The organism is Peribacillus sp. Bi96 (genome assembly GCF_918698115.1).
In the GTDB taxonomy this organism is placed as follows: domain Bacteria; phylum Bacillota; class Bacilli; order Bacillales; family DSM-1321; genus Peribacillus.
The window spans coordinates 50,872-76,169 of sequence record NZ_CAKKLV010000002.1; the positions used below are offsets into that span (position 1 = coordinate 50,872).

Genomic DNA, 25,298 nt, shown 5'->3' on the forward strand with positions numbered 1-25,298 from the left:
ATGAGTAAAAAGAAAACATGGTTACTTTATGACCATGTTTTTTATTTATTAAAAAGTGTTCGCAAATTGGAACACCTGACAATATTAATGAAAAATTTAAACTTTGAGCTAAAAGAATTTTTATTGCTATATTCTCAGATATTTGAAAATACTGGGCTTAGAACGCTGCATGGAGTCAAGGGGGAGGAATTTGAAAAAGTTATTATTAATATTGATGAAAATTCAACTTGGACAAATTATAATTTTTGTAATCTCTTTAAAAATGGTTTAGAAAATGAAAATTTCATTTCTAAAAAAACGCATAGATTATTCTACGTAGGCTGTACTAGAGCTAAACAATCATTAGTCATTAATTTTATAAATAATATAACTAATGATATTGAAAAAAAACAAATTATTAAAAATATTAAAGAATTCTTTGGAAACAAAATCACAATAGACGTTTATTGATCTTAAAGAAGGAGCCTCTCTTTTCTTTAGTACTAATTGATATCGTCTTAAGTTTACATAATACTGATTATTGATCCACAAAATGCCCTTAATCGTTTATTTTTGAATGAAATTCTAGTATTTTTATGAGTCCAGTTCATCTTGAATCTGGATTTTTTATGTTTATGGTTATCAAAATCAGCTTCATTTAATGTACTGCCTACGGAAATTGCATTGCGGGAGCACTATGGAAAGATGTAACTGGTACGACTGAATTCTAAGACTTAATATTCCCCCATGCTTATGATTAATTTTATTGCTTCTTAAAATAAATACTCTTAAGTACTACACAATAATATCTACTACCTATTGTTTATTTTCACTCTAATTCTAGAAAAATCTTTTAGGGACCTATAATAAGAAAAATAACAAAAGAATAAGTAGTGAGTATGTGGTTCAAAAATTGAAACTATATTAGGATGAACTACTGTCTTAACACCTTTCGGAAAATGATACATTTTAGGTTTTATTTCTCCCAGCAACACTTGGGTTAAATGAATACTCCATATACCATATATAGATTCTTTTATTTCTCCCATAATATAGCCCTGTTACAACGAGGGACATCTTCGTTCCATCCTTGGGTCGATGACAGTCGAGGAAATTTATAAAAATCGCGAAAAGTTTTCCCAGGAAGTACAGAGGGTAGCCTCCCAGGATTTAGCTAAAATGGGGCTCATCATCGTATCATTCACAATAAAAGATGTTCGTGACAAAAATGGATATCTTGAATCCCTTGGTAAGCCAAGAATTGCACAAGTCAAGAGAGATGCCGATATAGCTACCGCAGAAGCAGAGAAAGAAACGCGAATCAAGCGTGCCGAAGCGTCGAAGGAAGCACAGCAAGCCGAACTTGAGAGGGCAACAGAAATTGCCGAAGCTGAAAAAATAAACAAGTTGAAGGTAGCTGAGTTCAGACGTGAGCAAGATATTGCCAAAGCACGGGCTGACCAAGCATATGATCTTGAAACGGCCAGATCCAAGCAGGATGTAACGGAACAGGAAATGCAAATCAGGATCATCGAACGACAGAAGCAGATCGAGTTAGAGGAAAAAGAAATCCTCCGCCGTGAAAAGCAATATGATTCAGAAGTGAAGAAAAAGGCGGATGCCGACCGTTATGCGGTAGAGCAGGCTGCTTCCGCTAACAAGATGAAACAAATTACAGAAGCGAATGCCGATAAGTATAAAATTGATCATTTTGCAGACGTCTTGGACGCCCCATTAGCAGGCAAACGTGTTTATCTGTTAGTTCAAGGTACGGCACCTGAAGATGCTATTCCTTATATTACAAATGTAATACGCCATCTCTGTCGTCGTTTCCATATGAAATATATGGGTTTAGCAACTAATTCTAGCGAAGCATTTAAATTACATGATCTAATCGTTAACGAAAAATAATCTTTCGATTATATTATTCCCCTATAAATGATACTGTCGGAGGAGTGTTTGTGTTGAAAAGTAAGAGGGTAAAATAAAGTGTTTCGATTATGTAAAAGGCTTTGGACTTATTTCTCCAGATAGTAATGGAGAAGATTTGTTTGTCCATTTTAGTTCTATTCGTAATCAATCTAACTCTAGTTTATTAGAATTGGGGGCAGAAAGTCTCTTAAATTGTATAAGGAGCAAAAGGGGCCTCAAGCAGAATACGTAGTACTCATTTGAGAAGACGTTTTATCCTCAAATCAACATGAAAGGCCTTACTAGGGAAAAAGTATAGTAAGGCCTTTTTTATTACTTGATTTTTTTACTATCCTGCCTGTTGAGCAGGGAATTCATGCGTTTGTTCTTTGATTATTTTTCTCTCTCAGACGCTTTATATCTTCTCTAGGTGGAAGCCCAAACAGTCGTGAATATTCACGACTGAATTGTGATGGGCTTTCATATCCGACTCGAAAGGAGACATCAGCTGCATCTGTTGACTCGGATAATAACAAGTGCCGGGCTTCCTGTAGTCTTATTTGTTTTTGGAACTGAATCGGACTCATCGCTGTGACCTCTTTAAAGTGTCTATGGAGCGAAGAAACACTCATGCTTGCTATATCTGAAAGCTCCTCAATTCGAAAAGACTGATCATAGTGATGCATGATATGTTCGATTACGTCTCTAATACGATAGGTATAGCTACCTTCTATTGCCATCTGCTCTAGTGTCCCTCCATGTGGCCCTTGCAGAACCCTATAGAGAATCTCCTGTTTGAATAGAGGCGCAAGTACTGGAATATCCTGAGGGTTATCTAGCAAGCGAACTAATCTAATCACCGCATCTAACATGGATGAGTCTATCGGGCTGACAAACATGGCTCTCTTCGTATTTTTTTTCGAATCAGCTTGAATTTCAGCATTACCTAAAACCTCTAAGATTTGACTTGGTGTAAATTCAAGTTTGAAAGCTAAATAGGGAACATCTGGAGAGGCTTCTATGACTTGGGCGGTAACCGGTAAATCAACAGATGCAACAAGGTAATCGGCAGGATTGTATGTAAAGCGTTCCTTCGCCAGTAATACCTCCTTCATACCCTGGACGATAATGCATAAGGAAGGATTGTAAACTCCATAATTCGGTCCGATAGCATTAGATTGACGACTGAAAAATAAAGATGGAATAGCAGTTGAGTGGGTACCATCCCGCCCTGAATAATGCTCAATCATTTTAGCAAGCTCACCCTGCCATTTATAAATTTGTTCAGACATAAGATCCTCCTTGTTCCTTTCTCTTTGATAGTGCCATTATAATGCATATCTCTCTGTTATGTAACGTTATGCAAGTATCATTGAGAGGATTAGGCAATCATTTGAGAAGAATGGGATACCGGTTACTTTCTCATTTGTTGCATAATAAGGACGCGGCTAAATAATATAACCATTTAAAGTGAGAATAATGCAAAGAATGGAAAAACAATAATACAAAAGCGTAGATTATGAAGAAGTGATTTAGAAGTTTCTTCTATCGTGCTGATTGTATGAAAATAAGGCCTGGTTATGCTGTGGCTTCCAAGTGTAGAAGTTTGAGGGGAATTTTTACTGGTAACTAAACAATAAATACAAATAGTCTAAAATGTAAGCTTTAATATATCACATCATAGATAAAGGAGTAGATAGAACAGAATGAATAATACTTGGAAAATTTACATGCTGACCCTTATTAGCTTCGTGGTCGGTACTTCACAATTCGTCATCGTAGGTACGTTGGATCAAGTGGCTGCTTCCGTCGAAGTATCGGTAGCAACCGCAGGTCAGCTTATTACCGTATTCGCTCTCGGTAACGCAATCGGAACGCCCCTTGTTATGGTAGCAACCTCGAAGATGGATCAGCGTAAGCAATTGTTACTGGCTCTCGCCATCATATTACTCGGCGTCATTGGGGTAATTGCTCTTCCAGGCTTTGGATTGCTGATGGCCTCTCGCGTTTTACTAGGGATTGGAACAGGGGTCTTCGTTGTCACCGCCTATGGTATAGCTGCAAAACTGGCTGCTCCTGGACGTCAGGGTGGAGCGATGGCCAATGTCGCAATGGGGTATAGCTCTTCCCTTGTCTTTGGCGTTCCCCTTGGCCGTATGATTGCTTCGTCTTATGATTGGAAGGTCATCTTCTGGGGCATCGGACTCTTCAGCCTACTGGCTATCTTTGCCGTTGCACGGACGATTCCAGTCATGGAAAGCGAGGCGGCTGTTTCTCTGGGTAAGCGTCTTGCTCTCTTGAAGAATCCGAGAGTCGCACTCACTCTTGGTGTAACCTTCTTTGTATTTATTAGTTATTCAATGCTCAATACGTATATCACACCCTTTCTGACCGCCGTTATGCCAACTATGAAAGAAAAATTGAGTATGATTCTCTTAGCTATGGGTATCGCGAGCTTGATTGGCTCTAAGGTTGGTGGCTTACTGGCAGACCGGATCGGCATCGTCCGCACGCTGGTCGGATCCATGGCTGTCCACATCATCTCGCTAGTATTGCTGTCTACTGTCTCTGGATTTGGATGGGTAATGGTTACCCTCCCGTTGCTCATGATTTGGGAAATCGCTGCTTGGACGTTCGGACCTACCCAAAACTTTAACCTAGTCTTGCTTACTCCAGAAGCCTCTAGTATCGTGCTTAGTCTGAACAGTTCCTTTGTACAACTTGGATTTGCCGCTGGTGCTGGAATTGGAGGTATTGTTGCGGGAAGGTCATCAATACAAGAGATCAGTTGGGTTGGAGCTACATCAGTCGTGATTGCTCTACTGATTGGAGTGTTTTCATTTAGACGCAGCCGTGAGCTCTCAAGTGCACAGCAGTGAAGTTTTAGAAAATAGATTCAGCAGATGATTTGCTTTTAGATGGCAAATCATCTGAATCAATAAATTTACTTTTTATTAAGAAAGGATAGATATAAATGATGTCTAATAAAAAAGATAAAGTTGTGATTATTACAGGTGCTTCTAGTGGAATTGGAGAGGCAACAGCTAAAAAACTTGCTTCTACAGGTGCGAAGTTGGTCTTGGCAGCTCGTCGTGAAGAACGTTTACAACAGTTACAGAAAGACATCGAAAAAAATGGTGGAAAAGCTCTTTATAAAGTAACCGATGTAACGTCACATGAACAAATGGAAGAGCTTGCTGAGTATGCGCTTCAAGAGTTCGGAAGAATTGATGTATTAGTGAATAATGCTGGCGTCATGCCGCATTCATTTCTTTATAAGAAAAGAATCGATGACTGGAATAAGATGATTGACGTCAATATTAAAGGCGTACTTTATGGGATTGCCGCTGTTCTTCCATCCATGCGAGAACAAAAATCAGGGCATGTCATTAATTTGTCTTCAGTAGCTGGACATGTTGTTGGAGCTGGAAGTACGGTCTATGCAGGAACAAAGTTTGCTGTACGTGCGATTACGGAAGGTTTACGTAAAGAAGAGTATAGCAATAATATCCGCACAACCATTATCTCACCAGGAGCAGTTACAAGTGAATTAATAAATTCCATTACAGATATGGACCTCAAGCCAGGAATCGATAAAGTTTATGAAGGTGCGATTGACGCTGAGAGTATTGCTGGTGCAATTGCTTTTGCCATTGAACAACGATCAGATGTAGCAATTAATGAAATGCTTATTCGTCCTACACATCAAGAGAGATAATTTAACACCAATAAATTTTGTTTAATTTAAGTAGTATGTTCCGATTGTTTAAAAACAGGAGACTTATATATTTAAAAAGTATTTTTAAACAATGGTGTTGAGATGCCTATACTCGGCTTTGGTGTGTTTTGCAAGGAACAAAATTTATTATACGAGGAGTGGTATTATGAAAATTTTGATTTTAGGTGCAGCAGGCCAAATAACCCGTATGCTAACAAATGAATTGCTCAATAAAACTGACCATTCTATCGTTCTTTATGCAAGAAACGGGCATAAGCGTTTAACTATTATTGATGATAGCCGGGAAGTTATTTTTGATGGTGATTTTAAAGACAGAGATGAACTGATCGATGCTATGAAAGATGTTGACCTTGTATATATTAATGACATGGGTGATGAAGAATCAACGAAAACAATAATTGATGCAATGCATAATGCAGGAGTGAGAAGAGTAATCGCGGCATCCATTCTTGGAATTTATGATGAAGTATTGGGAGCTTTTGGGGAATGGAATAAACGTATGATTGGTGGAAGCACCAGAATGCGTTCCCAGATTGAATCTGCACGGTTGCTTGAAAATTCTAACCTCGATTATACACTATTAAGAATAACATGGCTTTACAACCAAGCTGGGAATACTAAATATATGATTACCCAAAAAGGAGAGCCATTTAAAGGTGCACAAGTTACGCGTCAAGCAGTAACTCAATTAATAATGGATATCATCGAAGAAAAAAGTGATAAATATCTTCAAGCCAGTCTAGGAGTGAGTGAACCTGATACAGATTGGGCGAAGCCATCATTTTATTAAGATATAAGGAAGATTGATAAGAAAACAACATTTGTTAGCTCTGACTTTCGCGGTATTGTTCCGCGCTTCCAACTGAATAATCTTGAAGCAAATCAGGTCTTGGTCGAACTGATAAAGAAGAGTCCAGTAGGGAAAGAAATAACAACGGCACAAATCGTACTCGCATGGGTGCATGCCCAGAAACATTGTACCAACTCCCGGTACGCGCAAGAGGAATTAAGGAATTTGAACGATGTGCTCTCAAAGATCAAGATTTCGGGAATCGCTATCCGGCAGGTTCAGATTTCGCAAAAAGAACAGGCAAATGACTGACATTTAATATTGAAAAACAGGAGGATTTTATATGCAAAAAGTAATTTTAAACAATGGTGTTGAGATGCCTATACTTGGATTTGGTGTTTTTCAAATGAACGATCCAAAGGAATGTGAACAAGCCGTTTATGATGCCCTTATGGCAGGATATCGTTTGATTGATACGGCCGCGTCTTATTTAAATGAAGAGGAGGTCGGCCGAGCAATCAAACGAAGTGGCGTGCCAAGAGAGGAACTATTTATTACGACAAAACTTTGGGTTCAAGATGCTGGTTATGAGAATACAAAGAAAGCATTCGTAAAGTCACTGGAAAGATTGCAATTGGATTATCTAGATTTGTATTTAATTCATCAACCATTTGGTGATGTATATGGCTCTTGGCGTGCGATGGAGGAATTATACCGTGAAGGTAAGATCAAGGCAATCGGAGTTAGTAACTTCTACGCAGACCGTCTAGTAGATTTAATTACCCATAATGAAGTGGTTCCAGCTGTAAACCAGGTTGAAACAAATCCTTTCTGCCAGCAAGTAGAAAGTGCTAAACTTATGGAAGAAAACAATGTTCAAATCGAGTCCTGGGCGCCTTTTGCTGAAGGGAAAAATGACATGTTCCAAAATGAAGTATTAGTATCAATTGCTGAAAAGCATAATAAATCTGTTGCTCAAGTAATTTTACGTTGGCTGACACAAAGAGGAGTCGTAGTGATTCCGAAGTCTGTTCGTAAAGAAAGAATCATCGAAAACTTTAATATCTTTGACTTTGAATTAAGCCAAGAGGACCTGGAGAAGATTGCGACGTTAGATACGAAAGAGAGCTTGTTCTTCTCACATAGGGATCCTGGAATGGTAAAATCGCTCGGTAACCGTAAACTTGATATTTAATGCCCTAGTCCTTATACACATAACGAAGTGGAGTAAGGAGAACTTCATAAACTGTAAAAATAGTTAAAGTACGTACTCTGCAAGATTATGATGATTTTGATTTCAAAAACAGCCAGAATAATATCTGGCTGTTTTCATTATATTATTTTGTTCTTATTCAACTATAGGGCCAGATTGGTGAAGATTTATGGTTGTTTTGAGTTCTTTTGAGTTCTTTTTAAGCTAACGGGAGTTTTTTTAAGTAGAACCCTTCACAAAGTTACAGATAAAGCCAATCTCTATTTGAAACTCGGCTTTTTTCTTATTGTCGCTTTGGAATATCGTTTGATCAAAGTCAAATTGAGTGTAAAGTTGACAGGATTTTATTCATCGTTATGTTGTAAAAAACATTATATCTCGCCTGATGCTAATCGGAATTTTTAATTCTATTTATTGAAATAAGCAAGCATGCTTTGGATCAATTTATAATTCGAACGATTTGGGTCATAAATGGCACCAAAAGATAAAGAAAAATTAAAGGGATAACCGATTAACGGTATCGCTTTAATGCGGCCACTCTCAATATATGGATCATCTTCAATCATCATTTTTGATACAATACTCACACCCAGTCCAGCTGCTACAGATTTTTTTTATTACCAGAATTCGTTCTATTACTAAGAAAAAATACCGTCCCTATCTATCTAAAGAAAAGATTATTCAATTGGATAATTTGCTAAAACGAGACTTTACTACTCAGACCATTAATGAGAAAGGGGTAGCAGATATTACGTATATCCACACGTTAAAAGACGGATGGTGTTATTTAGCTTCGATATTGGATCTTCATTCTAAGATAATAGTAGGGTATTCATTTTCTCGTTCAATGACGACAGAACTGGTCATACAAGCATTCAATAACGCTCACTTTTCCCAAAAGCCCTCGGAGGGCTTAGTTCTTCATACGGATCTTGACTCACAATATACAAGTAGTGAGTATACTTAACATATTCAAAATCATCATATTAAGCGATCCTTTAGTCAGAAAGGTTGCCCGTACGATAATGCCTGTATTGAATCCTTTCATGCCCTATTAAAAAAGGAAGAAGTCAACCACGTACAATATCTAGACTATCAAACAGCTAAATTAGCGATGTTCCAATTTATTGAAGGTTGGTATAACCGAAAATGAATTCACAGCAGCTTGGGCTATCAAACCCCACAAGCCATTGAAGATTTAATTAGGAATACAGCTTAAGATTTAACTTTTTTGTGTCCAAAATATTGACTCAAATCCAGTATATTAAATTTCTTTTGTGTACATAAATCATGCACATAAATTGGTTAACTAAACAAACAAGAAAGTGCTGGAAAGAACATGAATGGGGCAGCAGGCAAGGAGGAGTAACAGATAGAACTAAAACATTGTAAGCGAGTTAAAAAGGTATCGGAATGGGAGACCCATTCCGATACCTTTTTAGGTTGTTTTGGCAATCTCATCTATGTCAGCACACATAATCGTATCGACTTTATTCATCATGAAGCTGACGGTTATTCAAGATTTTGATGCCAGCAATCGTTTTCTACGATTGCATCAACTCTTCCAATGATTTTAAATTATTTTCATATTCAGTAATATTAGAAGCTGGTTACCCAATACCTATGTAAACATCACCAGTTATTGTTTCTTCCATGGAACTAAATTCTGCCGCTTAGGCTACCGTTAAGTTGGGAGTTGCCGGATTTAGGCGCATTGATGTGCTGGTTAACAACTCAGGTAATCCTATAGTGGCCAATTCGAGAAATAAATTATAATAAATAATTGTTAATATTGTTACGTGATTTTCCTATTCATCTGATGAAAAATTTGTAAATTTTCCCTGAATTTCTTTTAAAAATATTTCAGCAGCAGCGGAAAAAACCTGATGTTTTTTCCAAACAATGTTTAAGCCAGATTCAAGTCTTGGCTCTAGCGGTCTAAAACAAAGGTTACTATCACTAGACGTATTTACTATTTTATCAAGGGTTATTGCATAACCAATACCCTCTTCAACCATGATTGCAGCATTATATGCAAGATTGTATGTAGTCACGACGTTTAAAATGTCAAAATTTTCACCAAACCAATCCGCAAATTCATTTTTAGACAATGTCTTTTTCATAGCCTGCCGTGAACAGATTAGCGGAAAATTTAATAAATCCAGTGCTTGAATGGTATCTTTGAAAGCAAGAGGACTGTCTTTCCTCATAACAACGCCCCAAACATCTTTGGTTGGGATATTGATATAATTGTATTTGGATAAATCAGCTGGTTCAATTAAAATACCAAAATCAAGCAATCCTTTGTCAAGTCGTTCAGTCACATCGTCTTCGTTTCCGCTGTACAGGTGATACCGTATATTTGGATAACGTAATTGTAAATCTTTTACTACCCGTGCAATCAGTCTCATGGCGTCCGTTTCCCCACCACCTACATAAACGTCACCACTTATTGTTTCTTCCATAGAACTAAATTCTACACCTAATTTATCAACCATATCAACGATTTCTTCTGCTCTCTTTCGGAGGAGCATTCCTTCATCTGTGAGAATGATACTGTGACTACTGCGAATAAATAGTTTTTTTCCTAACTCTTGTTCAAGATCTTTTAATTGTCTTGACAAGGTTGGCTGTGTCACATGCAAAAAATTAGCAGCACCTGTAATGCTTCCTTCTCTTGCAACAGTAAGAAAATATCGCAAAACTCTAAATTCCATCTATCACGCCTCCTTTTTATTATTTTAGTATATACGCTTCAGAAATGCTTAACAAGCATGTCTTGATATGTGATATAAGTATTTGTTATAAACGAAAGGCACAGCTAAAATAAATTGTATAGAGTAAAGAAAGGATGATGTTATCTATTATGTCTACTAATTAAGATAAAGTTGTTGTAATAATGGGTATATCAAGTGGAATTGGTAATGCAACCAATAAGAAACAAGGAGAATAAGGAGCAAAAATAGTCATTGCCGCTCGTCATGGAGTTCAATTGAAAGCGCTTATTACAAGCTTGAGTCCTTCTTCAAAGAAAATCTCAAGAAAAAATAGGGCTTGTGTTGGAAGATCGTAATGAGCTTTACGTGCTAATGGTATTTTTGAGTGAAACCACTGTGTGAATCCCGTATATCTTGTCGGGATTCATATTTTTTTTCAAAGAGAATTCAAATTTTGGTAAGGATTCAAAAAGAGCTTTCAAGCGACCTTCACGACATATGTAATTTCAGCACCTTATATAGATTTGAAGGGTGTTGTAATAATTACGATGAGCCTCAATGACTTAATTTGCTCCTTCTAGTGCAAATTTCTTAGTAGTTTTGCTTCGTCAATTCCATTGGTTGCTCCAATGATAACAACAACTTTATTCGTTACATCTGCAACTGCTTTTCAGAGTTTTTTATGCTTGGGGATTTAACGAATAGAGAAGAAGTCAGTATGAAAATAATTCCCTTACCATCTAGAGACAACGATATTCAAATTAGATTAATAATCAGATAGAAGCCAAGTCGCATGAATTTACGAGACAAAAAAACGAAACTTGGAGGCGGAAAACGGGATGAAAAAACGATTCATTCTTTCATTTGCATTGTTGCTAGCCCTCACCCTTACTGCTTGCAATAACAATGATACTGATACAAAGAACAACTCTCAACAAGAAGAGGGTTCCTCTGGGGCTAAGTCTGGGGAATACGCTGAGATTGGATCCGGTGCTAACCTTGTAAAATTCCCTGAAGACCTTGAAAAGGGGATCGTGTTTGCCACTTACGATCGAGGAGATATTCATGAAAACATCTATGTAAATAGTAGAAAAGCAATTGAAGCGGTGCAGAACGGAGATGAGCTTCCGAGCGGCACCGTTATCACTCTCGAAGGATTTCGAGATGGAGAGATTGAGCATTATTTAGTGATGGAAAAGCGTACCGGCTGGGGTTCCCAGTACTCGCCTGAAGAGCGTAATGGGGAATGGGAATACCAGCATTTTACACCTAACAGAGAAGTTGCAAAAGACAATATTGGCCGTTGCTTTTCCTGCCACGCAAATCAGGAAAGAGATGACTATATGAATTCGATGGATCAGATGAAGGAGTTTGATTTGAGAGAGATTTCACAATCAAAAAAAAGCAGTTCAGACACCCCACTCGTAGCTATCCCTACAGAGCATTGGAAGGTTAGTGAAATATCTGATCATGTGAATGATTCTAAGGAGGTAAATAAAGAAGCAAGTAATGTAATGGATGATGAGGAAAAAGTGAAAAAAATTCAGGACGTTCTTTTGAAGATGTATTTACAGCAATATAAAAGCTAATCAAGCGATTAAATAGAAAGAGGAGAATACTTTGAATCGAAAGATGTTATTTAGGCTTATTAATGACCTTGTTATGACAGTTCTTATGTTAATAGCAATGGCTTACTATATTACCGGAAATAGGATCCATGAAGTCGTAGGAATTGTGGTGCTTGTATTATTTATCTTCCATAATTTTTTAAATCGACGTTGGTATAAAGCGGTTTTTAAGGGAAAGCATAATTTTCGTCGTATTCTGCAAATCGGATTCAATCTGCTTTTTCTAGTAGCAATGATTTTGATGATGATATGTGGAATACTAATATCCAGTGATATTTTTCCCTTTATACCGATTAATAATGACATGAACTTCCGGCAAATACATGTTCAGACAGCCTATTGGGGATTTATCATCATGGCAGTACACATAGGATTATCATGGGGAATGATTATCAATTCAGTACGGGGGATGACGGGAATCACCGGTACTAGTCATATTCGTACCATTGCTTTGCGTATTTTGGCGGTATTAATTGTTGCCTACGGGGTACAATCCTCTTTCGAGGGAGAAATGGGAACTAAGCTATTCATTTACAACCCATTTGGTTGGTTCAATGATGATTCTACAATAAGGTTTTTAATTGACCACTTATCGATCATGGGGATCTATATTGCTGGGACATATTATGCTTTGAAATTTATTCAGAGGCAGGAACAAAAAGCGGTTCAAAAAAAATGATATAGGTTTAAAACGGATGGATATCAAATGAATGTTTTGCATTGGGTTTTCAGGCATCAGTTCAATAGAGAATACGGTGGTTGGAGAAGCCACGGAGTTGTTACATTTTTTGAAAGATACGCAAAAGCAATTTTTAACCGGTACAAAACAAGGTAAAGTATTGGCTCACATTTCCAAATAAATTCCGGTCTAGAAATGCCAATTATGTGTCTTGATTTTGCGATTCAAAAAGAAGGATGATTGGGGATGGGAAATTGACCCTATCGGATTAAGAATTTCTCTAAACTTAATTGCCTCAATAACGACTGCTGTGATAAATGCAAATATTGTGACACAGCCGAAATACTCTGTTGGTTCGCTACCGCAATAAAATATCGCAACAATCGGATTTCTATAAACTCCTTCATATAACCAAAAGGTATATCAAGTTATTTGATATAGGTATTTGATATCTGAATCCTATCATTTTATGATGTTATTGTAGCTTTGAAATAAAGTTTAATTAAAAATGTTCCCTGAAACCACAGTTTACTACAAATTAACGAATCCATTATTAAAAAATATCGAACGCTAGGCTCCACCAATGAAACAATCACGTTGTGATTGGGACAACTTCTGTATATAAAATGCACAAATAGAAGGAGGCTAACAAGATGAAAAAACTGTTATGTCTGAGTATTTTAGTTATGAGCTTTGTCCTCGCTGCTTGCAGCAGTAATGACAATAATTTATCTGAAACCGACAGAGGTCACAATGAAAGTTATAAATCAAACCGTACACAAGAAGAACCAACAGAAGATAGTATTTCAGAAATAAGAATAAAATTATCGTTTAACAAGGAGGAAGTACTTGTTAGGATGTACGATAATCCAGCAAGTAGGGATTTTTTAGCTCAATTGCCGTTAACGGTAACATTTGAAGATTACGTAGGTAAAGAGAAAATAAGTATTTTACAAAAAAAGTTATCAGCAGATAATGTGCAATCCGAAAACCAACCAAAAAAAGGAGACTTTGCTTATTTTTCACCTTGGGGAAATTTAGCTATTTTTTATAAAGGCCTTGAAGATGCCACAAGTGATCTTATTATATTAGGTCAGATTGAATCAGGAAAAGAAAACTTTGAAAATATTCATAGTGATTTTACAGATACAATTGAAAAAGCTGACTAAATGATAAAGATAAGATAGCTCCTTAAATAACACACCTTTACGCAACTAGATAATGACACTTTCAAGAAAGAAGGAAATCAATTTTTATGTCAAAAAGAAACAATTTACTTATATTTACATTGGCACTAGGGGCTTTCGGCATCATAAATACTGAAATGGGGGTTATAGGGATATTGCCCTATATTGCTGATCACTTTCATATCAGTGTATCTAAGGCCGGGTTGCTGGTAAGTCTCTTCGCACTCACTGTCACAATATCTGGTCCAACTATGCCGTTATTATTTTCGGGTATAAATCGTAAGAAGGCAATGTTATTTGTACTTGGTATTTTCGTTCTAGGTAACATTGTCTCCATATTTACATCTAACTTTACCATTGCAATAATTGCGCGTGTGATTCCAGCCATATTTCATCCAATCTATTTTTCAGCAGCTTTTACAATGGCTGCTAACTCAGTTAGCAAGGAAGAAGCTCCAAAAGCTGTTTCAAAAGTTTTTATTGGAGTATCTGCGGGTATGGTACTTGGTGTACCAATCGCAAGTTTTCTTGCTAGTACAGTTTCATTTCAAATATCAATGGCATTTTTCGCCATCGTGAACGCTCTAGTATTTATTGCTATATTAGTATTTTTCCCTTCTATGCCTGTTAAAGAAAGACTTTCTTACGGAGCTCAATTATCGGTATTAAAACAACCAATTATATGGCTTTCCATTGTTGCTGTCATTTTACTAAATTCAGCAGTATTTGGGGTGTATAGTTATCTTGCTGAGTATCTTAAAACCGTTACGAATATCTCTGGGAAATCAATTAGTTTAATGTTAGTCATATTCGGGGGGGCAAGTATTATTGGAAACATTGTGGCAGGGAAGTTACTTACTAAAGATGCCATCAAACTTGTAGTATCTTTTCCTTTTGCATTGGGAGCCGTTTACATCATATTATTCTTGTTAGGAAAATTTACTTTACCTATGGCTATCATTACTTTAGTTTGGGGAGTATTGGCTGGAATAGGAACTAATATTAATCAATACTGGATTACGTCTGCAGCTCCAGGAGCTCCTGATTTCGCTAATGGATTATTTTTATCATCCGTTAACTTAGGAACAACCATTGGTACAGCTGTAGGTGGATTATTTATATCAGAAATGGGTACACAATACGTCATGTTAGTGGGGTTATTATCGTTAATATTGAGTGTAGTATTTATTTTACTAAGAAACTACATGCATAGTCCTATAAGACAATTTTCTAGATAAGGTATTCATTCAACAATCTATAACAGTTTTCTAATCATTATTGATTTATCATCCCTGTCCAATTTTCTTTGACTGAATTTCCAGGTGTTACCTTAATTAATAAGCCAAAAAATCTAATAATAACCTAGCCTACAACCAAGGTTATTATTAGGTGAGAAATGGAGGAGTTAAATGTCACACGATAAACAAGTTGCACTTGTCACCGGCGGGAATCGAGGAATTGGATATGAGCTGGTCAAGCAATTGTCGTTGAAAGGTTTTAAGGTCATTTTGGCAAGTCGGGATCCAGAGATGGGTGATGAAGCTGCGCAAAAAATTAGGGAGTCAAATCTTGATGTTTCGTTTGTAGTAATGGATGTAGACAATCAAGATAGTATCCGTCAAGCTGCGGTTACAGTAAATGAGCGGTATGGAAGATTAGACGTATTAATTAATAATGCTGGCGTTTATTTGGATGAGAATAAAAAGTTATTGAATATGGATCAGTCCATTCTAGAGAAAACGATGGCAACTAATTTCTTTGGGGTTTACCATGTGATCCATTCGTTTATTCCACTCATGGAAAAGCAAGGTTATGGGAGAATTATTAATGTTTCTTCAGAATATGGGGCGATGAGTGAAATGTCATATCAAGGAGTAGGCGCATATAAGTTGTCTAAACTTGCACTAAATGGATTGACTCGATTGGTAGCTGCAGAAATCAAGGGTGATATTAAAATAAACGCGGTCGATCCGGGATGGGTAAGCTCAGATATGGGTGGACCATCGGCTCCAAGATCGCCAAAGCAGGCGGCGGAGTCTATCCTTTGGTTAGCGACGATTGGACCTGAAGGACCTTCTGGAAGGTTCTTTAGAGATGGAAAACAAATTCCTTGGTAAACATTAGTGTTGATCAAGAAATTCCTTTCTGGAAGAACTCGAATAGTACTATATTTCTTGAGTACAAAGGTGTTTCTGTTAAACTAAAAAATTCACTTAAGTCTATTTGGTGCTTATGTTGAAAATAAGAAAAACTAATCGGGATTTACCGATTAGTTTTTTTGCGTGAAAAATGCGAAATAATAAGAGTAAAGTTTGTGAACTTATGTACTTAAACTACAGGGTACTGGGCAGACGATTGTTGAAATGACATAAAAGTCTTCAGCATCAGCAAAGGATAAAGACCCTACTGTAAAATGGGTGGAAGTAGACAGTATTGAGGCAGTCCAAAAAGGTTTAGATAATCAAAAGTATTACGCGGTTTAGTTATTCCCAAAGATTTGCAAAGCAAGCATCATTACGGACACCAGCACCTTCCGCACCTGAAGTACAAATATTTATTAATCAGGGAATGAATACGGCTGCTTCAACGATGACAGGACAGGTCTTGAATGGAGTAGTTGACAACATGAACAACACTGCCTGAAAAAAACTACTTGCTGATTTTGAAAAACAAGGAGCAACCTTGACAGCAAAACAGGCAGCAAACCTTGCAGTTCCAAGCTAAGAAAGTCACAAATGTCAATGAAATCGGCACGAATAGTGCAAAAGGAAATGCTCCTGTTTCCTTATTCCAGCCATTATGGATGGCTAGTTTGGCTAGTGCTGCGATAATCTTTATTTCTATTAGCAAAATGCCGATCCGCACTAGAAAAGAAACCTTTGTCACAAAGGTCTGGCAAATTTTATGGGTGCGGTTGTAGCTGTGGTAATTGGATTTGGCTTTACCTGGATAGCAGATGGAATGGTTGGTTTGAATATCCCGAATTTCATGGATATGGCCTTTAACGGCTTTTTTTACAACAAAAAAATCTTATTAAGGTAAATTCTCAATTAAGCTTTAAATGACATGTTTTCTTTTTCTTTGTGATACTTCTTTTCTAATTGATCGTAGTACTCTATCTTCGTTTCAATTTTTATAAAAGCGTTATTCAAGTCTCTTTGCTTCTCCATCATTTTCTCTTTATGTTTTTCAAATATCTGTTTGCGTTTCGTGGCTGTGCTGTCTCCTTCTTTTGTTAATTCCACGATCGCACTTAATTCTGAGAGAGCTATATCAGTTTTTCGGAAACATACAATAAGCTCTAACCATGATAAATCTGTTTCGTCAAAAATACGATTTCCATTTTCATCTCTTTTTATAATAGGTAGAAGACCCTTTTGTTCATAATATCGGAGTGTGTGTGCAGGCAAACCTACCTTTTCAGCTGCTTCTTTTATAGAAAATTCCATTGTATCCTCCATATTTCTTTTTACTATTTTGTTCATCATTCATCTTCTAAATCTTTTAAGGACACTATATGGTGGTATTTGGTTTCTAATAAACTGCCTCTCCCAATAAAATATAGAGAAGAATAGAAAGCTTAGGTGCTTGGTCAGTCCGTAAACCTTTATCTAGCTAAATGTTACGACTACGTCAGGTAACATATCCATTAGTACAAATGTAGTCATATCAATAACAACATTCACCAGTTTCTAAAATGAACTTTTATATCAGTTATATCCTCATTTATATCCCTTTACTATGATCTATATCTTTCGTTTTATTATAGACCTTAAAGTGCACTTTAATGCAACTAGTAATGTGTAATTAAAGGAGCAATAGAAAACATACTATAAGTATTCCACTTCTCTAGAGCAAATCAAGTATAAAGTAGCTCATTATAATACAGTAAAAATTAATTTAAGAAAAAAAGTTAAAAAAAATTCAAAAACCCCCTTGCCTTAAAGTCAACTTTAAGGATTAAGCTATTCTTGTGACATACATTAAAAATAAGTTGATGTGATGTTACTTCTTCAGTGAACTTTTTATTTTTACAAAAGAAAGGATTGTGTTGTCTCTTATGTGCAATAATCATAAAAACATGACTACGACACGTGTTTTAAGTGTCCCAAGTGCAAAAGCACCATTTGAAAAGACCACTATTGAGCGGAGAGAATTACGACCAGACGACGTCTTAATAGATATTAAATTTAGCGGTATTTGTCACTCCGACATTCACAGTGCATTCGATGAATGGGGTGGCGGAATCTTCCCAATGGTTCCTGGTCACGAAATCGCCGGATTCGTGGTAGCAGTAGGATCAGACGTTACAAAATTTGCTATTGGTGATCGCGTTGGCGTTGGTTGTTTTGTTGACTCCTGCGGAGAATGCGAATACTGCCTCAGTGGTGAGGAGCAATACTGTACGAAAGGTGTTATCAACACATATAATGGATTAGATTACGATGGTAATCCAACACACGGTGGATATAGCCAAAAAATAGTTGTAACGGAAGGGTTCGTTATCCGTATCCCAGACGGTCTGGATATGGATGTGGCAAGCCCACTATTATGTGCAGGCATTACCACATTCTCTCCTTTGAAACACTGGAACGCTGGTCCAGGTAAGAAGGTTGCCATTGTGGGAATGGGAGGTCTTGGCCACGTAGCAATCCAATTTGCTCATGCCATGGGTGCTGAAGTAACGGTCTTAAGTCGGTCTATGAATAAGAAGGAGGAAGCCCTTGGTTTTGGTGCAGATGATTACTTTGCAACTAGTGATCCGGCTACCTTCACTGAATTAGTTGGTCGTTTTGACCTCATCTTAAACACAGTGTCTGCAAATCTTAACGTTGATCAGTATTTATCCTTGCTTCGAGTAGACGGAACACTTGTAAATGTCGGTGCACCAGCCGAGCCAGATCAGTACAAAGTGTTTTCCTTAATCATGGGTCGCCGTAGCATTGCAGGCTCACTCGTTGGTGGAATTCGAGAAACACAAGAGATGCTCGATTTCGCTGCTGAACATGGTATTGTCCCTATGATTGAAGTAATCCGTGCTGATCAAGTAGACGAAGCATATGAGCGTATTCTTCGTAGTGATGTGCGTTATCGATTCGTTATTGACATCTCTACTTTATAGCTCTCATAGATGCTTTCTACCATCTTGAACCGGATCTGATGAAAAATAAAAGAAAAATCCCTCGTTTTGAACAAAGTTTGATCAAAACAAGGGATTTTTGCTATTTGATTAGTCTATAAGGAATATTGAATAGAGTATTTTCACTTTTGATATCTTCCTTAGTACGGGGGAGTCTTGAATTTATAGAACAGTACTATATACAAGTAAAGATTTAATTCTTTACTGAACGTTCTCAAAATGATAGGATAGATTGTGTAAGAAACGGTTGAACCAATTTTTTTGTATCAATGGGAATGATTGTTGTTAAATTTAATTGGTTGTATTTTAAGAACATGTAACGAACAGCCAGTTCCTGCATTTAAACCTTTATGGTTCAAAATCCAGTAAGTATTGTATTTGAGAAAGGAGGGGTAATATGGCTAGAAACAGAGAGTATGATGAAAATGAAGTTTTGCGAAAAGCCATGGAGCTCTTTTGGAAACAAGGCTACGAGAAAACCTCGATGCAGGACTTGGTGGAGCATATGGGAATCCATCGCAGGAGCTTGTATGACACGTTTGGAGACAAGCATGCCTTGTTCATGAGAGGATTGGAACGCTATGGCGAGATAGTGAAATCCAAAATCGAAAAGCAGATTCAGCCAATAGGTTCGGTCAAGCAAGCGATCAGACGCATATTCGAGATAGTCATCCAGCAGGACGAACAACAACTGATCGGATGCTTGATGGTGAATACGGCAGTCGAAATGGCCATGCATGACGAGGAAGTAGCAGAAAAAGTGGTTGAGAGTTTTTCCAAGACAGAAAATCTGTTTTACGAGCTATTGCAGCACGGCCAACAATCTGGCGAAATTTCCAGTCAGCATGACCCTAAAAGCCTTTCCCAGTTTCTCCATAATTCACTTTTAGGGTTACGCGTATTAGTGAAGACTACCGATGATAACAAAAAATTAGAAAGTATTATCGACATGACAGTTTCTGTTATAGATTAGGCTTTCTTTTTTTGATAATTCGAGAACGTTCATTCTCAAAAAAATACAGCATTCGTATTCAAGAAGAGAACCAGCAACGAATAATAAATATTTCAAAACTATCCGAACTTATCGTTCGAAAGGGGAAAAATGATGTCTACATTTACAATTCCAACAGTATCAAGCTATATCGAAGCCGAAGGAATCCGGTTTGCCTACAGAAAGTTCGGCAAAGAAACAGGAATTCCACTGATTTTTTTCATTCACTTCCGCGGAACAATGGAAAACTGGGATCCTGAAATGATTGGTGCTTTAGCTGAAAATCGACCGATTATTCTTTTTGATAATACCGGTGTCGGTGAAACCAGTGGCGAAACGCCGACTACTATATCTGAGATGGCAAAGGATGCAGCGACCTTCATTAAAGCACTTGGCTTAGAACAAGTCGATATCCTTGGCTTCTCAATTGGCGGATTTGTTGCACAGGAGTTAGTATTGCAGCAGCCAAATTTGGTACGACGCATCGTCTTGGCGGGGACTGCTCCACAATCTGGCGTCAATGATGCTAGAAAAGACGTGCATGAAGCGATGACTCAAGGTGATAGAGATGCGAATGATGCCCTGGAGACTTTCTTGTTCCTATTTTATAGTCCGACAGAAACGAGTCGCGCGGCTGGAGTATCTTCACTAAAACGAATCTTCACTCAGAAAAAAGTGGAAAGTTCACTTCAAGTACGTGACGCGCAATTACAGGCAATCGCGCAATGGGGCGACCGGGTTCATGAGCAGAAATACGACTGGTTGCAGAAGGTTACACAACCGGTACTTGTGACAAATGGAGTTCAAGACATAATGGTTCCAACCGAAAACAGCTATATTCTGGTCCAGCATCTGCCTAACGCCCAGCTTATCATTTACCCGGACTCCGGGCATGGACACTTGTTCCAATACCCCGAACTGTTTGCTGCACATGTGAAGATGTTTCTTGATGTATAGTCTCAGGCGAGATCGTCAGTTTATCCTCTCTGTACATTGAGGCGCCACCTTCGAGGGGCACCTACTTATTATATATCCTGATGCTGGGGCAAAGCTACTTGTTCCAGATTCCTGAGTTGTTCCCGAAGCATGTCTCCCTGTTTTTGAGATAAAGAGAGTAATATTTACCATAAAGAATGTGGTTGTAAAATTAAGGATTACCCAAACCGCTAAAAATGTAGTAATTGATTTAATTGCAGTATCCCATCATCTAAAAGTATTGAAATACTCTCGAATCATTAACGGACATCGTCAGGGAACGATGAATTATTATTATTTAGATCCCAAAAAAAGCAGACTTGGATTACTCAAAGATCTTTATGCGGAAGCAAGGGATATACGGATTATCCTACGATGAAAGAATTAGAATCTCAAGAGGTGTAAGTATAGCTTATATGGCAAAAAATCAAGGCGACGGCAACCGGCCTCTTCGATCATTCGGGAAAAGTTTTTTATCTGAATTAGAATGATTATTCTAAATATATAAATCTAAGAAGGGATTGAGTGAACATGGAATATCGTGTATTAGGTCGTACAGGTCTTAAAGTAAGCAGTTTTGTATTAGGTACTGGTACATTTGGTTTTTGGGGGAACAATACTGAGAAAGAGTCTGCACTAATTCTGGAAGAAGCTTTGGCTGGAGGAATTAACCTGATCGATACTGCAGATGTCTATTCAAGTGGTGAATCAGAAGAAATTTTAGGTGAAATTCTAAAAGGTCGCAGGCAGGATGTCATTCTGGCCACTAAGGGTGGACTTCCTATGGGCAGTGGACAAAATCAATCTGGAAATTCGAAATTTTGGATCAAGCGAGCTGTAGAGGACAGTTTGAGAAGGCTGCAAACCGATTATATCGATTTGTATCATCTGCATCAGCCTGACCTTGATACCGATATTGAAGAGACTCTTGGTGTACTTACGGATCTGGTCAGTGAAGGGAAGATTCGTTACATTGGTACATCCAATTTTCAAGCATGGCAAGTAACAGAGGCTCAATGGACTAGCGAACGCAAAAATATAGCACGTTTTGTCTCTGAGCAGGCCCCGTATTCCATCTTAAATCGAAGTATCGAATTTGACTTGCTTGCTGCCACAGCAAAATACGGAATGGGAGTTTTAGTTTGGAGCCCACTTTCGGGCGGCTTATTAACTGGAAAATACCGTTTAGGTGAGGTAGTCTCCTCAAATTCAAGAGCAGCCACCTTCTCTGGACGCTTAAAATCTATTGTTGACCCTATTCGAGAAGAAAATCGCACCAAGTTTGAAGTCATAGCCAAACTACAAATACTTGCAGATGAAGCTGGATTAACTTTACCACATCTTGCCATGGCATTCACACAATCTCATCCTTCCATCACTTCTGCGATTATTGGGGCTAGAACGATCGAGCAACTTCGGGAAACTTTAAAAGGTAGTGGCATCCGATTAAGCACCGATCTACTCGATGCGATAGATACGATTGTTCCACCAGGAGTAACCCTGGATGCGATGGAAAAAGGATGGACTCCCGATTGGTTACAAGCAGACAAACGAAGAATTCTTCGTTAAACCTATACGCTTAACAAAGATATATCTTGGTAATGAAACCTAATAAATGGAACTCGATGGAAGGATGCTGATGAAAAAATGAAAACACTCATGAAAGCAGCTCAGATCACCAAGTACTCAAAAAATATCCATGCCCAAGTCAATGGCATTCCAATTCCAGAAATAGATGACAACGAAGTCTTGGTAAAGGTAAAAGCTGCCGCGGTCAATCCGCTCGAAATGTTGATTAGCACAGGTAGCGTGAAACTGATTCAAGATTATGAATTTCCATTAACGCTTGGTAATGAATTGACAGGCGTTATCGAAAAAGCAGGAAAAAATGTGACAGACTTTCACGTAGGAGACGCCATTTATACACGTCTCCCACTAGAAAAAATCGGCGCTTTTGCGGAATATGCTGCAATTGACGCTGCCGCAATTGCACCCATGCCAAAAAACTTGTCCTACGTGGAAGCCGCTGCTGCAGCATTGGCTGGACTCACAGCGTATCAAGGTCTACATGAAGAACTTGAGGCACAGTCTGGTAAATCTGTTTTCATTCCAGGTGGATCAGGTAGCTTTGGTCAAACGGCTGTACCAATCGCAAAGGCTATGGGTCTAAATGTCATTGTTAGTGGCAACTCAGAAGCGCGCGAACGCACTTTGAAAATTGGTGCAGAAAAATATTTGGATTATACAACAGAAAACTACGTTGACTTGTTGTCGAATGTGGATTACGTGATTGATACACTGGGGCCTAAAGAATTTGACAATGAATTGAGTATCATCAAACCGGGCGGAAGATTGCTCTCTCTCCGTACAGGACCAAATAAACGTTTCGGAAAAGACAGAAATTTTCCATTGTGGAAACAAAAGCTATTTTCTGTTGCTGGCGCAAAGTATGACCACAAAGCCAAGAAACACGATGTGGAATACCATTTTATCTTCGTTCGTTCTGACGGCGCACAACTCAAAGATATTACCAAAATCATTGAAGAAAACAATATTGTTCCAGCAATTCATCCAACACTATTTACCATAGACAACGTAAATGAAGCGCTAGAACTAGTTGCAAATGGACGACCAAAAGGGAAAGTGATTATTAATTTTTAAGGGGAACATGATGAGAGCAGTCCAAATACAAAGTTATTCGAAAAAGCTAGAAGCTCGCATCAACGATGTGCCTATTCCAAGAATAAACAAACATCAAGTGTTAATCAAAACAATGTGGCGGGTGTTGACCTCCATGAGATATGTGGACATCCACTTGTACAATCATAATTTCTCTTATTACCGGGTTATGAGTCTTTTTCTTTTAACCTCCATTTTTATCCTTTTAAGATAGTATAATCCATTTGGGTGATAATCCGATAAATCAGATGACTATGAAACTCTAAGAAAACACGAGAAATCGAGAGATTTCGATTTCAATATTGAGGGAGGTTTGTTTGATAAGACAAATTTTCTTCGGACTGTTCATCTAACAGATCATTTTTTCGATGCGAATTAGCAATGTCCTGTGACATTCGAATTGCTTCTACAAACGCAAAAATTGGTCTTCCGGAACTAAATTTATCAATTATTCCAGGTGCTGGAGGCACACAGCGTTTAGCTAGAATCGTCGGCAAAGGAAAAGCGCTGGAAATGATTTTAATGGGGAAAATTATTGATGCAAATGAAGCGTTTCGTATTGGACTCATATCGGAAGTGACAAGTCCAGAAGACCTTAAGGTAAAGGTAGGAGAAGTAGCCTCTCAAATCCTTGCAAAAGGCCCTTTAGCAGTTAAGTTAGCTAAGATTGCTGTAAATTTGGGATCTGATGTTGATTTAAAAACTGGATTAATGATTGAAAAATTAGCCCAGGCTGTTCTCTTTTCATCAGAAGATAAGAAAGAAGGAACAACTGCATTTTTGGAAAAAAGAAAGCCGCATTTTCAAGGGAAATAAGAGATTTCTTTATGCAACTAACGGGGCAGATGTTTGAGCTTCGCCAGGAGGGTTTCTTACATTACATCCAGACATTTCCTGACAGTAATGTATGTGGGTCAAGTTTTTTTATCATGAAGTAAATGCTCCAGTGAAACTCGTGTACACCTCTTTCTTTTCTGATGAAAAGGGTAACATATTACGTGCTCCTTTTAACGACAACTGGCCATTGGAAATCCTCAATACTTTTACATTCTCCGAGCATGAAGGTAAAACAATACTTACGATGATTGGGACACCTGTATCCCCAACTGAGGAGGAAAGGAAAACTTACGAGGAGACGCAAGAAATGGTTCAGGAGGGCTTTTCAGTAACCTTCGTTCAACTGGCTGATTACCTCTCAAATATTTCAGAAAACTGATATTGTTCTTGGTAATTATTTATTTTAATGATTTTAAACGAACGGGTGCTTTAGTTGAACTAAAAAAGTGATTAGAATGAGGGTAATTTTATGTTATTCCAATAAAGGGCGCTATAATGGAAAAACAAGGATAATACATATTAGACATGTCTAATATGTATTATCCTTTATTTTTTAGGATATTTATAATGTAAGTCTTGATAATTTGCTCCATCCGGAATATCCAATGAAGCTATTCTGGGAATTTAGAACTGATTTCATTGTTGTGACGAGTGTATAATTTAATTCGATCATCAAACATAGAAAGTATTAATCTGATACCATCAAGCTAAAGCTATCTCCATAATATTGCACAAAATTGATAAGACTTTCAATATAACATCTTGTCACACTGTAAGGTGAGAAATTAGTGGGTTATATTTTACGGTTTATTATAGGTGGCACAATTTTCGTA

At 37.7% G+C, this 25,298-nt stretch carries 22 protein-coding genes and 6 pseudogenes; 22 read left to right on the plus strand and 6 right to left on the minus strand.

The features are described 5' to 3' along the window. The 3 genes and pseudogenes from LQ203_RS02725 to LQ203_RS02735 all read left to right on the plus strand — a co-directional run bounded on the left by LQ203_RS02725 (position 1) and on the right by LQ203_RS02735 (position 2,143). Positions 1–450 carry a 3'-5' exonuclease gene (locus tag LQ203_RS02725; RefSeq protein ID WP_230155466.1) on the plus strand — a complete coding sequence of 150 codons (450 nt, stop codon included), beginning with the start codon at positions 1–3 and terminating at the stop codon, positions 448–450. A gap of 597 nt (positions 451–1,047) precedes the next feature. Beyond that, a pseudogene (locus LQ203_RS02730) lies at positions 1,048–1,686 on the plus strand (SPFH domain-containing protein); the annotation flags it as partial. 277 nt (positions 1,687–1,963) lie between these two features. Then, complete coding sequence (locus LQ203_RS02735; RefSeq protein WP_356713868.1) at positions 1,964–2,143, plus strand: cold shock domain-containing protein; 180 nt, start codon at positions 1,964–1,966, stop codon at positions 2,141–2,143. Between the two features lie 121 nt (positions 2,144–2,264). Here LQ203_RS02735 and LQ203_RS02740 read toward each other — a convergent pair whose 3' ends face one another. Beyond that, on the minus strand, positions 2,265–3,182 hold the full coding sequence (locus LQ203_RS02740; RefSeq protein WP_230155468.1) for an AraC family transcriptional regulator: 918 nt from the start codon (positions 3,180–3,182) through the stop codon (positions 2,265–2,267). A 414-nt stretch (positions 3,183–3,596) separates the two neighbouring features. On the opposite strand from LQ203_RS02740, the gene LQ203_RS02745 reads away from it, so the two are divergent. From LQ203_RS02745 to LQ203_RS02765, 5 genes are all read left to right on the plus strand, one after another. Continuing rightward, positions 3,597–4,769, plus strand: a complete 1,173-nt coding sequence (locus LQ203_RS02745; protein ID WP_230155471.1) for an MFS transporter — start codon at positions 3,597–3,599, stop codon at positions 4,767–4,769. Positions 4,770–4,867: 98 nt separating this feature from the next. After that, positions 4,868–5,608: an SDR family oxidoreductase gene (locus tag LQ203_RS02750; protein ID WP_230155473.1), complete on the plus strand. Its 741-nt coding sequence runs from the start codon at positions 4,868–4,870 to the stop codon at positions 5,606–5,608. Positions 5,609–5,774: 166 nt separating this feature from the next. Next, positions 5,775–6,419 (plus strand): NAD(P)H-binding protein, encoded by a 645-nt coding sequence (locus LQ203_RS02755; RefSeq protein ID WP_230155475.1) that lies wholly within the window; start codon positions 5,775–5,777, stop codon positions 6,417–6,419. Between the two features lie 99 nt (positions 6,420–6,518). Further along, positions 6,519–6,731, plus strand: a complete 213-nt coding sequence (locus tag LQ203_RS02760; protein ID WP_230155477.1) for a hypothetical protein — start codon at positions 6,519–6,521, stop codon at positions 6,729–6,731. Between the two features lie 31 nt (positions 6,732–6,762). Further along, positions 6,763–7,614 (plus strand): aldo/keto reductase, encoded by an 852-nt coding sequence (locus tag LQ203_RS02765; RefSeq protein WP_230155479.1) that lies wholly within the window; start codon positions 6,763–6,765, stop codon positions 7,612–7,614. A 425-nt stretch (positions 7,615–8,039) separates the two neighbouring features. Here the strand turns inward: LQ203_RS02765 and LQ203_RS02770 are convergent, their stop codons facing one another. After that, on the minus strand, positions 8,040–8,219 hold the full coding sequence (locus LQ203_RS02770; protein ID WP_230155481.1) for a hypothetical protein: 180 nt from the start codon (positions 8,217–8,219) through the stop codon (positions 8,040–8,042). A 38-nt stretch (positions 8,220–8,257) separates the two neighbouring features. Between LQ203_RS02770 and LQ203_RS02775 the strand changes: the two are divergent. Further along, positions 8,258–8,782, plus strand: a pseudogene (locus LQ203_RS02775) (IS3 family transposase); the annotation flags it as partial. A gap of 658 nt (positions 8,783–9,440) precedes the next feature. Here the strand turns inward: LQ203_RS02775 and LQ203_RS02780 are convergent. Next, entirely contained in the window at positions 9,441–10,349 is a 909-nt protein-coding gene (locus tag LQ203_RS02780; protein WP_230155483.1) for a LysR family transcriptional regulator, read from the minus strand. An 839-nt stretch (positions 10,350–11,188) separates the two neighbouring features. Between LQ203_RS02780 and LQ203_RS02785 the strand changes: the two genes are divergently transcribed. Together LQ203_RS02785 and LQ203_RS02790 are read left to right on the plus strand one after the other, a co-directional pair. After that, a complete protein-coding gene (locus LQ203_RS02785; RefSeq protein ID WP_230155485.1) occupies positions 11,189–11,938 on the plus strand; it encodes a cytochrome P460 family protein in 750 nt (249 codons plus the stop codon). 31 nt (positions 11,939–11,969) lie between these two features. Continuing rightward, positions 11,970–12,656 (plus strand): DUF4405 domain-containing protein, encoded by a 687-nt coding sequence (locus LQ203_RS02790; RefSeq protein WP_230155487.1) that lies wholly within the window; start codon positions 11,970–11,972, stop codon positions 12,654–12,656. Between the two features lie 275 nt (positions 12,657–12,931). Here the strand turns inward: LQ203_RS02790 and LQ203_RS02795 are convergent. Next, a pseudogene (locus tag LQ203_RS02795) lies at positions 12,932–13,051 on the minus strand (LysR family transcriptional regulator); the annotation flags it as partial. 258 nt (positions 13,052–13,309) lie between these two features. Here LQ203_RS02795 and LQ203_RS02800 point away from each other — a divergent pair. From LQ203_RS02800 to LQ203_RS02815, 4 genes and pseudogenes are all read left to right on the plus strand, one after another. After that, the gene (locus LQ203_RS02800; RefSeq protein WP_230155488.1) at positions 13,310–13,825 is read left to right on the plus strand and encodes a cyclophilin-like fold protein; all 516 of its coding nucleotides are present in this window, start codon (positions 13,310–13,312) and stop codon (positions 13,823–13,825) included. A gap of 86 nt (positions 13,826–13,911) precedes the next feature. Next, a complete protein-coding gene (locus LQ203_RS02805) occupies positions 13,912–15,081 on the plus strand; it encodes an MFS transporter (RefSeq protein WP_230155489.1) in 1,170 nt (389 codons plus the stop codon). Between the two features lie 171 nt (positions 15,082–15,252). Beyond that, positions 15,253–15,960 (plus strand): SDR family oxidoreductase, encoded by a 708-nt coding sequence (locus LQ203_RS02810; protein WP_230155490.1) that lies wholly within the window; start codon positions 15,253–15,255, stop codon positions 15,958–15,960. 228 nt (positions 15,961–16,188) lie between these two features. Continuing rightward, positions 16,189–16,843, plus strand: a pseudogene (locus LQ203_RS02815) (phage infection protein); the annotation flags it as partial. Positions 16,844–16,893: 50 nt separating this feature from the next. Here LQ203_RS02815 and LQ203_RS02820 read toward each other — a convergent pair. Beyond that, positions 16,894–17,292 carry a MerR family transcriptional regulator gene (locus LQ203_RS02820; protein WP_356713869.1) on the minus strand — a complete coding sequence of 133 codons (399 nt, stop codon included), beginning with the start codon at positions 17,290–17,292 and terminating at the stop codon, positions 16,894–16,896. A 611-nt stretch (positions 17,293–17,903) separates the two neighbouring features. Between LQ203_RS02820 and LQ203_RS02825 the strand changes: the two genes are divergently transcribed. From LQ203_RS02825 to LQ203_RS02855, 7 genes and pseudogenes are all read left to right on the plus strand, one after another. Next, positions 17,904–18,965 (plus strand): NAD(P)-dependent alcohol dehydrogenase, encoded by a 1,062-nt coding sequence (locus LQ203_RS02825; protein ID WP_230155493.1) that lies wholly within the window; start codon positions 17,904–17,906, stop codon positions 18,963–18,965. 415 nt (positions 18,966–19,380) lie between these two features. Next, positions 19,381–19,956: a TetR/AcrR family transcriptional regulator gene (locus LQ203_RS02830; protein ID WP_230155495.1), complete on the plus strand. Its 576-nt coding sequence runs from the start codon at positions 19,381–19,383 to the stop codon at positions 19,954–19,956. Between the two features lie 132 nt (positions 19,957–20,088). Continuing rightward, on the plus strand, positions 20,089–20,931 hold the full coding sequence (locus LQ203_RS02835; RefSeq protein ID WP_230155497.1) for an alpha/beta hydrolase: 843 nt from the start codon (positions 20,089–20,091) through the stop codon (positions 20,929–20,931). 549 nt (positions 20,932–21,480) lie between these two features. Next, on the plus strand, positions 21,481–22,518 hold the full coding sequence (locus tag LQ203_RS02840; RefSeq protein ID WP_230155499.1) for an aldo/keto reductase: 1,038 nt from the start codon (positions 21,481–21,483) through the stop codon (positions 22,516–22,518). 78 nt (positions 22,519–22,596) lie between these two features. Beyond that, positions 22,597–23,610: an NADP-dependent oxidoreductase gene (locus LQ203_RS02845; protein ID WP_230155501.1), complete on the plus strand. Its 1,014-nt coding sequence runs from the start codon at positions 22,597–22,599 to the stop codon at positions 23,608–23,610. Positions 23,611–23,997: 387 nt separating this feature from the next. Continuing rightward, positions 23,998–24,444, plus strand: a pseudogene (locus LQ203_RS02850) (enoyl-CoA hydratase-related protein); the annotation flags it as partial. 91 nt (positions 24,445–24,535) lie between these two features. Then, on the plus strand, positions 24,536–24,844 hold the full coding sequence (locus tag LQ203_RS02855) for an SRPBCC domain-containing protein (protein WP_290370512.1): 309 nt from the start codon (positions 24,536–24,538) through the stop codon (positions 24,842–24,844). Between the two features lie 209 nt (positions 24,845–25,053). On the opposite strand, the pseudogene LQ203_RS02860 reads toward LQ203_RS02855, so the two are convergent. Further along, positions 25,054–25,163 (minus strand): annotated as a pseudogene (locus tag LQ203_RS02860) (ATP-dependent DNA ligase); the annotation flags it as partial. Between the last annotated feature and the right edge of the window lie 135 nt (positions 25,164–25,298).

Bases quoted from the DNA above. Each gene is read 5' to 3' on its own strand.
- LQ203_RS02725 (WP_230155466.1), top strand. From the start codon at position 1: ATGAGTAAAAAGAAAACATGGTTACTTTATGACCATGTTTTTTATTTA.
- LQ203_RS02740 (WP_230155468.1), bottom strand. From the start codon at position 3,182: ATGTCTGAACAAATTTATAAATGGCAGGGTGAGCTTGCTAAAATGATT.
- LQ203_RS02745 (WP_230155471.1), top strand. From the start codon at position 3,597: ATGAATAATACTTGGAAAATTTACATGCTGACCCTTATTAGCTTCGTG.
- LQ203_RS02750 (WP_230155473.1), top strand. From the start codon at position 4,868: ATGTCTAATAAAAAAGATAAAGTTGTGATTATTACAGGTGCTTCTAGT.
- LQ203_RS02755 (WP_230155475.1), top strand. From the start codon at position 5,775: ATGAAAATTTTGATTTTAGGTGCAGCAGGCCAAATAACCCGTATGCTA.
- LQ203_RS02765 (WP_230155479.1), top strand. From the start codon at position 6,763: ATGCAAAAAGTAATTTTAAACAATGGTGTTGAGATGCCTATACTTGGA.
- LQ203_RS02780 (WP_230155483.1), bottom strand. From the start codon at position 10,349: ATGGAATTTAGAGTTTTGCGATATTTTCTTACTGTTGCAAGAGAAGGA.
- LQ203_RS02785 (WP_230155485.1), top strand. From the start codon at position 11,189: ATGAAAAAACGATTCATTCTTTCATTTGCATTGTTGCTAGCCCTCACC.
- LQ203_RS02800 (WP_230155488.1), top strand. From the start codon at position 13,310: ATGAAAAAACTGTTATGTCTGAGTATTTTAGTTATGAGCTTTGTCCTC.
- LQ203_RS02805 (WP_230155489.1), top strand. From the start codon at position 13,912: ATGTCAAAAAGAAACAATTTACTTATATTTACATTGGCACTAGGGGCT.
- LQ203_RS02810 (WP_230155490.1), top strand. From the start codon at position 15,253: ATGTCACACGATAAACAAGTTGCACTTGTCACCGGCGGGAATCGAGGA.
- LQ203_RS02820 (WP_356713869.1), bottom strand. From the start codon at position 17,292: ATGGAATTTTCTATAAAAGAAGCAGCTGAAAAGGTAGGTTTGCCTGCA.
- LQ203_RS02825 (WP_230155493.1), top strand. From the start codon at position 17,904: ATGTGCAATAATCATAAAAACATGACTACGACACGTGTTTTAAGTGTC.
- LQ203_RS02830 (WP_230155495.1), top strand. From the start codon at position 19,381: ATGGCTAGAAACAGAGAGTATGATGAAAATGAAGTTTTGCGAAAAGCC.
- LQ203_RS02835 (WP_230155497.1), top strand. From the start codon at position 20,089: ATGTCTACATTTACAATTCCAACAGTATCAAGCTATATCGAAGCCGAA.
- LQ203_RS02840 (WP_230155499.1), top strand. From the start codon at position 21,481: ATGGAATATCGTGTATTAGGTCGTACAGGTCTTAAAGTAAGCAGTTTT.
- LQ203_RS02845 (WP_230155501.1), top strand. From the start codon at position 22,597: ATGAAAACACTCATGAAAGCAGCTCAGATCACCAAGTACTCAAAAAAT.
- LQ203_RS02855 (WP_290370512.1), top strand. From the start codon at position 24,536: ATGTGGGTCAAGTTTTTTTATCATGAAGTAAATGCTCCAGTGAAACTC.